9 protein-coding genes are annotated in these 9,176 nt (G+C 71.5%); 7 read left to right on the forward strand and 2 right to left on the reverse strand.

Translation table 11 applies throughout. The features are described 5' to 3' along the window. Positions 1–3: 3 nt before the first annotated feature. From grdA to WD794_12555, 7 genes are all read left to right on the forward strand, one after another. Positions 4–453, forward strand: coding sequence for a glycine/sarcosine/betaine reductase complex selenoprotein A (gene grdA, locus WD794_12525; protein MEX2291136.1), 450 nt, complete (start codon positions 4–6; stop codon positions 451–453). A 627-nt stretch (positions 454–1,080) separates the two neighbouring features. Then, the gene (locus WD794_12530; GenBank protein MEX2291137.1) at positions 1,081–2,700 is read left to right on the forward strand and encodes an ABC transporter substrate-binding protein; all 1,620 of its coding nucleotides are present in this window, start codon (positions 1,081–1,083) and stop codon (positions 2,698–2,700) included. Positions 2,701–2,724: 24 nt separating this feature from the next. Further along, positions 2,725–3,705, forward strand: a complete 981-nt coding sequence (locus WD794_12535; GenBank protein MEX2291138.1) for an ABC transporter permease — start codon at positions 2,725–2,727, stop codon at positions 3,703–3,705. Next, positions 3,702–5,387: a dipeptide/oligopeptide/nickel ABC transporter permease/ATP-binding protein gene (locus WD794_12540; protein MEX2291139.1), complete on the forward strand. Its 1,686-nt coding sequence runs from the start codon at positions 3,702–3,704 to the stop codon at positions 5,385–5,387. The genes WD794_12535 and WD794_12540 overlap by 4 nt, the downstream gene beginning before the upstream one ends. After that, positions 5,384–6,163 carry an ABC transporter ATP-binding protein gene (locus tag WD794_12545; protein MEX2291140.1) on the forward strand — a complete coding sequence of 260 codons (780 nt, stop codon included), beginning with the start codon at positions 5,384–5,386 and terminating at the stop codon, positions 6,161–6,163. Before WD794_12540 ends, WD794_12545 begins: the two co-directional genes overlap by 4 nt. After that, positions 6,160–7,482, forward strand: a complete 1,323-nt coding sequence (locus tag WD794_12550; GenBank protein MEX2291141.1) for a hypothetical protein — start codon at positions 6,160–6,162, stop codon at positions 7,480–7,482. The genes WD794_12545 and WD794_12550 overlap by 4 nt, the downstream gene beginning before the upstream one ends. Beyond that, a complete protein-coding gene (locus WD794_12555; GenBank protein MEX2291142.1) occupies positions 7,479–7,991 on the forward strand; it encodes a hypothetical protein in 513 nt (170 codons plus the stop codon). The genes WD794_12550 and WD794_12555 overlap by 4 nt, the downstream gene beginning before the upstream one ends. Before the next feature lie 291 nt (positions 7,992–8,282). Here WD794_12555 and WD794_12560 read toward each other — a convergent pair whose 3' ends face one another. Beyond that, positions 8,283–8,699: a hypothetical protein gene (locus tag WD794_12560; protein MEX2291143.1), complete on the reverse strand. Its 417-nt coding sequence runs from the start codon at positions 8,697–8,699 to the stop codon at positions 8,283–8,285. Beyond that, on the reverse strand, positions 8,696–9,079 hold the full coding sequence (locus WD794_12565) for a hypothetical protein (protein ID MEX2291144.1): 384 nt from the start codon (positions 9,077–9,079) through the stop codon (positions 8,696–8,698). Before WD794_12565 ends, WD794_12560 begins: the two co-directional genes overlap by 4 nt. Positions 9,080–9,176: the final 97 nt, after the last annotated feature.

The raw sequence follows: 9,176 nt of genomic DNA on the forward strand, positions 1-9,176 counted from the left end.
CTCATGCTCAAGGACCGAAAAGTCATCGCTCTCGGAGAGCGCGACGGTATCGGGGGGTTGGCGATCGCCGCCTGCGCCGAAGCGGCGGGGGCCGAGGTGGCCTTCGTCTCCACCGAGTGCTTCGTTTGAACGGCGTCAGGAGCCATGGATCTGCAGAGCCAGGAGGCCATCCTCCGGCTCGCTGAAGCCAACGATCCCACCGCACTGGTCGTGCTGCTGGGGGCCCCCGATCCGGAGGCCGCCGAGATCGCAGCCGAAACGGTGGTCAAGGGGGATCCGGCTTATGCAGGTGCCTTGGCTGGGGCCCAGTTGGGCCTCGACGTGTACCACGTGCTCGACGACGCAGTGAAGTCCGAGGTGCCGGACGACGTCTGGGATCAGCAGATCGGACTCATGTCCGACGTGCTCGACGCGGAGGCTCTCGCGGCCGCCGTGCGCTCGATGCGCTCCTGAGTCGGATGTCGGCAGCTCTCGGTCAGGAATTCTCGGCGACGATCCGCCGGTGGCTGGATCGCGGTGAGCCTGGACGCAGTTGCCCACAGGCACGCCGCGGCCGTCGATCGGGCGGCTACCTTCGCCCGGTCCTCCCTGCCGGACCGGAGGCGTAGCCGTGAGCGCGGTCGACACCGTTGCGTCCGAGGCCCGCGAGCTGGTGCGCCGCCGTGGGCTCGACCCGGTCGAGGATCGCCTGGCGATGCGCCGGCTGGTCGACGAGGTGGTGACGGAGTAGGTCCGCTGCGTGCTGGTCAGGCTCTCCCAGATGGCGGTCGCCTCGCCCGACACCCTGCGCGCGAGCGATCTCGAGCGCTCGGGCCCAGGGGGTTCTCGGGCCCAGTGCGGCCGGCAGTCCTCCGACACTGAACCGTAGGACCTGCCGGTAGAACGCCGGCCGCGGTCTCGAAGGCTGCGGCCCCCTTGCGAGCCAGCAGGGCCCCTTTGCCGCGACACCCCGACGGGAGTGCCCCGGCACCTTGACAGATCGCACGCACCTTAGGTTAGGCTGCCCTAACTCATCGTGAGGGGGCTGCTGTGGCGCGCACAGGAAGACGAGGGACAGGTCGCTCGTCAGGCGTCCTGGCGGTGCTGGTCGCGACCATTGCCGTGGCCGCCGGTTGTGGCTCCGATGGGGGGGACGCCGACGACGACAGCCCCGCGGCCCGCGGCCCGGTCACGGCCGAGCGCCTGACGATCGCATTGGCCAAGGACAGCGGTCCGTTGAACATCTTCGCCGACCAGAGTCCGGCGATTGACGACCTGGTGTACGACAAGCTGCTCGCACCCTCGCCGTACGTCGATCAGCCCCAGCCGTGGCTGGCCACCGCGGTCCGGCAGGTCGACCCGTCGACGTGGGAGGTGGATCTGCGCGACGACGTGAGGTGGCAGGACGGCGAGCCGTTCGACGCCACGGACGTGGCGTTCAGTTTCGACTACTTCAAGAGGGCCCCGACGGGCACCTACACCCACCACGTCAGTGACATCCCGACGATCGAGACGATCAGCGCACTCTCACCGACACAGGTCCGCTTCAGCTGCGCGTTCCCCTGCCCCGAGCTCGGCACGGTCACGCTGGCCGACCTGCCGGTCATCCCCGAGCACGTGTGGGGGTCGGTGCCGCCGGAGCAGGCGAAGGAGGTCACGGCGCTGCCCGTCGGCACCGGGCCCTATCGGCTGGTGTCCTACGACAGCACCGCCGGCTACCGCTTCGAGGCCAACCCCGACTACTTCGCCGGCGAGCCCGTCGTCCAGGAGCTGGTCATGCCGGTGATCAGCGACCCGTCGGCGACGTTCACGGCGCTGCGCTCCGGTGAGGTCGACGCCACGACACGACCGCTGTCACCGGAGCTGATCGACCGGTTCACCGCCTCGAGCGACGTAGGGATCGTCAAGACCGCACCGCTGCGCTTCCCCGAGCTGCGCCTCAACTACGACCGGGCGCCGTTCGACCAGCCAGCGTTCCGCTCTGCGCTGAGCCGCGCGGTCGACCGCGACCAGCTGCTGCGCGTCGTTGGACTCGGCAAGGGCCGCGCGGCCGTCAAGGGCTATCCGCACCCCGACGCGCCCTTCGCCAACGCGGCGCTGTCCACGCCGTACGCGCCGGACGAGGCTGCTGTGGCGCTGGACGAGCTGGGGATGCGCGACGGCGACGGCGACGGCCTCCGAGAAGGACCGGACGGTCCTTTGTCGTTCACCGTCTACGCCAACGGGGCCGCACCGCTCGATGTCCGGTCCGCCGAGCTGGTCGCCGAGGACCTGCGGGAGGTGGGTATCGACGCGACCGCGGAAGCGCTGGACGCCGGATCGGTGGCGGACCTGAGCAAGTCCCGCGACTTCGATCTGGTCATCAACAACATCGGCCCGCACGGCGTCGCCGACCCGACGCAGTTCATCATGTCCCACCGCTCGGGTTATCTGTGGCGCGCGCCGAAGCTGCCCTACCCCGAGTGGGACGCTCTGTTCGGCCGCTGGAAGGCCACGACCACGATCGAGGACCGGCTCGGCGTCCTGGACGAGATGCAGGCGTTGTTCAACCGGCAGCCGACGTCGATCCCGCTCTACTACCCCGACGAGTATTGGGCCTTCCAGCCCGATCGATTCGCCGGCTGGGTGGAGTCACCGGGCTACGGCATCGTCCACAAGTGGTCGCTGCTGCCGCCGCAGGTCGGCCGGGACGCGGGCGCTGTGGTCGCCACCGCCCGATGACGCCCGCATGATGGCCCCCTCCCGGTGAGCACGGTCGCCAGCCGGGTCGGGCAGTACGCGTTGGTGCTCTGGGCAGCGGCCACCCTGAACTTCGCCCTGCCCCGGCTGGCTCCGGGCGACCCGGTCGTCTATGTCTACGGCGGGGACGCGCAGGCGTTGTCCGAGCCGCAGCTGCAGCAGCTGCGGGTCAGCTTCGGGCTGGACCGGTCGCTGCCCGAGCAGTACGCGGGGTTCTGGGCCGGTCTGCTGCGGGGTGACCTCGGGCTGTCCGTGCAGGACAGCCGGCCAGTGCTGGACGTGCTGGCCGAGCGGTTGCCCTGGACGCTGGTGCTCGTGGGCACGGCCACTGCTCTGGCGTTCCTGTTCGGCTCCCTGCTCGGCGTCTGGGCGGCCTGGCGGCGGGGGACCAAGCGGGACGCCGGCACGGTCAGCGGCGTGCTCGCCCTGGACGCGATGCCCGGCTTCTGGATCGGGATGATCCTCATCGCCGTGTTCGCCGTGCAGCTCGGCTGGTTCCCTTCCTACGGCGCGGTGGCGCTCGGCGGGCAGGGGCTGCCGTGGCTGGGTGAGGTGCTGCTGCGGTTGGCGCTGCCTGTGGCGACCCTGGTCCTGGCCGGCATGGGCGGCTTCTTCCTGCTCGCGCGCGCCGCGATGGTCGTTGTGCTGGACGAGCCGTACCTGCGCCTGGCGCGGGCCAAGGGCCTGACCGAGCGTCGGGTCGCCCTCGTCCACGGGCTGCGCACGGCGTTGCTCCCCGTCTTCACCAACCTCAGCCTGGCCGCCGGCGGGTTGCTGTCCGGGGCGGTCGTGGTCGAGACGGTCTTCGCCTACCCCGGCCTCGGGTCACTGATCTTCGAGGCGGTCACTGTCCGGGATTACCCGCTGCTGCAGGGCGCCTTCCTGCTCGCCACCGTGGGCATCGTCGGGGCGAACCTGCTGGCCGACGCCGTCTACCCCCTGCTGGACCCCCGGCTGCGCCGCGGCCGGCTCGTGGCCGGCGGATGAACCGGCGCTCCCGGCGCTTCGCGGCCGTCGGTCTGGGACTGCTGGCCGCGCTGCTCACCGTGGCGCTGACGGCGCCGTGGCTCGTGCCCTACGACCCCGTCGTCCGCGTCGGTGTGCCCTTCGCGCCACCGTCGAGTGACCACCTGCTCGGTACCGACGACGTCGGGCGGGACCTGCTGTCCGCCCTCGTCTACGGCACCCGGATCTCCTTGCTCGTCGGGATCGTGGCCGCCCTGTCCGCGACGGTGGTCGGGGTGGGTGTCGGCGTGGCCGCCGGCTATGCCCGCGGCTGGGTGGACGCCATTCTGATGCGCCTGGTCGATGTCGTGCTGGCGCTTCCCGTGCTGCCCCTGACGATCGTCGCCGGGGTGTTCGCTGGACCGGGCGTGCTCACCCAGATCGCCGTGATCGCCGCCGTACTCTGGGCCGGGACCGCCCGCGAGCTGCGGGCACAGGTGCTGTCCCTGCGTGAACGCGACCACCTGCAGGCCCTTCGGGCCATGGGCGCGTGCCCTCTTCACGTCCTACCGCGCCACCTGCTACCAGCGGTGGCCCCGCTGATCGTGCCGCAGTTCGTACTCGCCACCAAGACAGCGATCCTGCTGGAGGCCTCGCTGGCCTTCCTCGGGCTGGGTGATCTCACCGCCCAGAGCTGGGGGACCATGCTGTCCCTGGCGCATGCCCGCAGCGCCTTCCTGACCGACGCCTGGCTGTGGTGGGTGATCCCGCCTGGGCTGGCGATCGCGACGACCGTGCTCGCCTTCGGGTTGCTCGGCTACGTCCTGGAGGAGCGGGTCCACCCCGCCTTGCTGGAACGGTGCGGCTCCGCGCCACGCGGGCACCTGTGGCGTCGTACACCGAGCACCGTCGCGGTGTTGCCGCTTTCCGAGCCACCGCTGGTGCTCGACCGGCTGTCGGTGCGGTACGGCGGCGAGGTGCTCGCTGCGGACGACGTCAGCCTCACCGTGTCCGCCGGCGAGCTGGTCGGGCTGGTCGGGGAGTCGGGCAGCGGCAAGTCGACCGTCGCCGGCGCCGCGCTCGGGCTGCTTCCTGCTGCCGCCACGATCACCGGCGGTGGCGTGCGGGTGTGCGGACGGGACCTCACCACAGCCTCGAGTGCCGAGCTGCGCGCGTTGCGGGGCGACCGGGTGGCGCTTATCCCGCAGGAGGCGATGAGTGCGCTGAACCCGGTGCTGACCATCGGCTGCCAGCTCGCCGAGGCCGTGCGGGCCCACCGTCCGGTCGGGCGCACCGCGGCCCGACAGCGGGCGCGTGAGCTGCTCGAGCTGGTCGGCCTGGACCCGGCTCACGACCGCACCTATTCCCATCAGCTCTCCGGCGGGATGCGGCAGCGCGTCGTCATCGCGATGGCGCTGGCCAACGAGCCGGCGGTGCTGATCGCGGACGAGCCGACCAGCGGGCTGGACGTGCTCGTGCAGGCCGAGGTGCTCGACCTGCTCGACGGGCTGCGCACCCGGCTCGGACTGGCGCTGCTCGTCGTGTCGCACGACCTGCCGATGATCGAGCGCATCGCCGACCGGATCGCCGTGATGCAGGGCGGCCGGATCGTCGAGTTCGGGCCGACCGCGGCGGTCACGACCGCACCGACGCACCCCTACACCCGCCGGCTGGTGGAGTCCACGCCTCGACTGCAGCTGCCCTGCGCTCAGGTGTCGCGGTGAGTCCCGTCCTTGCCATCGAAGGCCTGTCGGTGAGCTTTGCGCAGCGCGGCAGCCGCCAGCGGGTTGCGGCAGTCGCCGACGTCGATCTGTGCGTGGCGCGCGGTGAGTCGGTTGCCCTGGTCGGAGGATCAGGCGCCGGCAAGTCGACGGTGGCCCGGGCCGTCGCAGGGCTTGTCACGGCTGATCGGGGCCGCATCCTGCTGGAGGGAGCCGACCTGATCGCCGCCTCACGCACCGAGGCCCGGCGGCGACGGCGGGCACTGCACCTGGTCTTCCAGAACCCCTACGCATCCCTGCCGCCGACCCTGCGGGTGGCGGATGTCGTGGCCGAGCCCCTGCTCATCCAGCGCCTCGGTGACCACGCCGAACGCTGCGAGCGGGTCGAGCAGGCGCTGACGGCGGTGCGGCTGGACCCGGTCGGGCGCTACCTGCCGCGCTACCCCCACCAGCTCTCCGGCGGAGAGCGGCAGCGGGTCGCCTTCGCCCGCGCGCTGGTGACCCGGCCGCGGCTGATCCTGGCCGACGAGCCGACCCAGATGCTCGATGCCTCGTTGCGCCTGCAGCTGACGGAGCTGATCGGCGAGCTCAGCACCCAGTACGGCGTCGCCGTCCTGCACATCACTCACGACCTCGCGCTGGCCCAGCGCAGCTGCGCCCGCTTGGTCGTCATGCGCGCCGGGCGGGTCGTGGAGCAGGGTGCGACGGCGGACGTGCTGAACAACCCTCGACACGAATACACCGCGGCCCTGATTGCTGCCGCGGCCAGGAGCCGATGACCACCGAGGAGCCGAGCATGACCGACATCGCGTTGCTGAGCATGGACATCCGCTCCGAGCCGTCCCCGCTCGAGAGCGGCGAGTTCGGGCATCGCGCCGAGATCGTCGACTGCTACCAGCTGGCGCAGGCCGAGCTGAGCCGGTTCGCCGTCGTCGCCGTGGTGTCCATGATCGACCAGGAGTACCTGGCCCGGCACCGCGGCGTGATCAGGAGCTACCTGGACGGCGGCGGCGTCCTGCTGTTCGGCGGCCAGCTACACCGCGACTGGCTGCCTGGCGCCTCTCGTTTCGTGGCGATCGACCCGCCGTCACTGCAGGCCTACCGCGTCACCGAGATCGCCGAGCACCCGATCTTCGCCGGCGTCGAGCCCGACGACCTCACCTTCCGCCGCGGAGTGGCCGGCTTCTTTGCCCGCGGACACCACCCGCCGCCACCGGGCGCCGAGGTGCTCGTGCGGCTGTGCGGCGGTGAGCCCGTCACCTACATCGATCGGGTCTCGACCGGCGGCACCGTCATCCTGCACGCGAACGGCGACCTGCTCGGCTACGGCAGCGGGACCGACAGCACGGCCACCCGACTCCCGGGCCAGCTGCTCGACTGGGCGCTCGCCGAGGCAGCGCGTCGGCGGGCCGTCGCACCACCGTCGGCGGCGGCCGAGGAGCCGATCGAGTCGACCCATCCCGTCGTCGAGCACAGGGGGACCGGGCTGTCGGCCGTGTACGGCGGATCGGCGCAGCACCACCGGGCCCTGACCCTGCCGAAGTACGCCCGGCACCTCAGCGGTGGGCTGCACTACCTGCCCGATCTCGCGGAAACCGACCTGACCGGCTACGACGGCTTGTTCATCCCCGAGCGGCTGCACCGCGGCCTGCTGACCCGCGCCGCCGACCGCATTCTGGCGCTGCTGGAGGCCGGCGGCACGGTGCTCACGTTCAGCGGCGGAGAGCCGCTCCCGGACTTCCTCCCGGGCGTGAGCTGGGCGCACCGACCGACCAACTTCTGGTGGTGGCTCGAACCGGGCGCCGATCTCGGCCTGCACTCCCCGACCCCCGACCACCCGCTGTTCGACCACCTGCAGATCCGCGACTGCTCCTGGCACCACCACGGCGTCCTCGATCCCCCGGCGGGAGCGGAGGTCCTGGTCGCGCTGCCGACCGGCGAAGCCTTGCTCTACGTCGACCGGGTCAGTACGCCAGGCACCCTCGTGGTGTCCACGCTGGACCCCCTGAGCCACTTCGGCGGCCATTTCATGCCGGCCACGGAGCGCTTCCTGGACGGCTTCCTGCCCTGGGCAGCCAGCACCCCGGCCACCCGATGACCGGCGCCCTGGAGGTGCTCGACGAGGGACAGGTGCTGACGTACTCGTTCGCGGACCTGATGAGGTACCACGGCCCTCGCTTCCCCGGCGGCGTGGCCCACGCCTTCAAGGTCTTGCAGCGCGCCCTGCCCCTGCTCGCGCCCGGCGTCCCGCCCGAACGACGCGAGATCGTCGTCCGGACGGCCTTCAGCGGGCCCGGGGCCCGCGACGCGTTCGAGCTGGTCACCCGTGCCGTCACCGGGGACCGCTACACCGTCGATCCCGCCCTCGAGCGCCCGGACCGTGGCCGGACGCTCGAGCGTTATGTCTTCCGGCTCGGCTACGGGGAGCGCAGCGTGACACTGCTGCTTCGCGAAGGCTTTGTACGGGAGGAGTTTCTCGACCTGTCCCGCAAGCAGGAACGGACGGCGCAGGAGGACGGCCGGCTGGCGGTGCTGAAGCAGGAGATGGCCGACCGCTTGCTGGCTGCGCCGGCTATGGATGTCTACGATGTCGCCGCCGCAACCTGAGCAGGACGGGCCCACGACGACGCTGGTTGACGCCGCAGATCTCGACGTACGGTTGACCCTCCAGCACCCCCCGGACCGCGCGAGCGGCAGGCCGCAGAGGCTGGGGCGCTGCGCCGTGGGATCGAGGAGGACCTGGTCGAGCTGACCCGCCGTCCCGGCGCGGAGTTCGGCCGGATGCTCCTGGTGCTCGGCCATGAGGTGGACCGGCGGCCGATCGCCGCGAGCTGTGTGGTCTCGGTGCTGCCGCACGACCTCACGAGTGAGGCCGCGCGGGACGAGCTGGCCAGCAGCTCAACCGAGGGCGCCGTCATGAGCGAGGTGACCGAGTTCGGCCGTGATCGCGGGGTGGTCGTGGTCCGGGACAGTGTGGGCGCCGCGGCCGAGGCGGATCCGCGCGAGGTCGAGCGCGTGCTCGAGGTGCTCGGGGCGCCGGCGGATCCTGAGGGGGGCCGGCCGCGCGGTGCCGTGCGCAACGTTGATGTCTTCCTGCCCGTGCCCGATAGCCAGCACACGCTGCTGCTGTCGTCTCGACGACGATCGTGCCGCTCTACGACCGGTCAGGATCAGGCTGAACCCCCAGACGACCTCGCCCCATGCGGGGAAGTCGGCCCTCGCGATCGTCATCCCGAGGACGAGGCCGACGGCGCTGCCGGCGAGGGCTCCGTTGCGGACGTCCAGCCAGAGCCGGCGGACGTGCCGTCCGGTCACGAAGACAGACCGAGGTCGAGGACGGTGGACGCCAAGGAGATGACGAAGCCGGCGATCACGGCTGCCAGCACGGCGAAGGCACAGCTGGCGGCGGCGCGGCGCAGCCCCGGCGCACCCAGACCCGCCAGGGCAAGCAGCACAGCCAGGACCGTCGCCACGACAGCCACGACCAACAGGATTCCCAGGACCACCTCGGCCGTTCCGCGGTCCTGCCGTAGCGCGAGCACGAGCGTGCTGAGCAGTCCCACCGCCAGTCCGGCGAGGGCGTACGGCCGGGCGGGGTTGTGGAAGACGATGCGGTCCCCGCGCATCTCCGCCCGGGCCTCGAGGCGACTCCAGGCGCGGGCGAGCCCCTCACGGTCCGGATCCTCCTGCTTCACGGGGCGAAGCGTAGGGGGCTGGAGTGCCCCTGCAGCGGCGGTCTCAGCCCGGATCCACCGTCTTAATGTTGATGCTGGGCGAGTCGTAACGGCCGAA

Source organism: Mycobacteriales bacterium, from assembly GCA_040902655.1.
Classification (GTDB): Bacteria; Actinomycetota; Actinomycetes; order Mycobacteriales; family SCTD01; genus SCTD01.

Coding starts and splice junctions, on each gene's coding strand:
- WD794_12540 (MEX2291139.1), top strand. CDS start 3,702: ATGAACCGGCGCTCCCGGCGCTTCGCGGCCGTCGGTCTGGGACTGCTG.
- WD794_12550 (MEX2291141.1), top strand. CDS start 6,160: ATGACCACCGAGGAGCCGAGCATGACCGACATCGCGTTGCTGAGCATG.
- WD794_12555 (MEX2291142.1), top strand. CDS start 7,479: ATGACCGGCGCCCTGGAGGTGCTCGACGAGGGACAGGTGCTGACGTAC.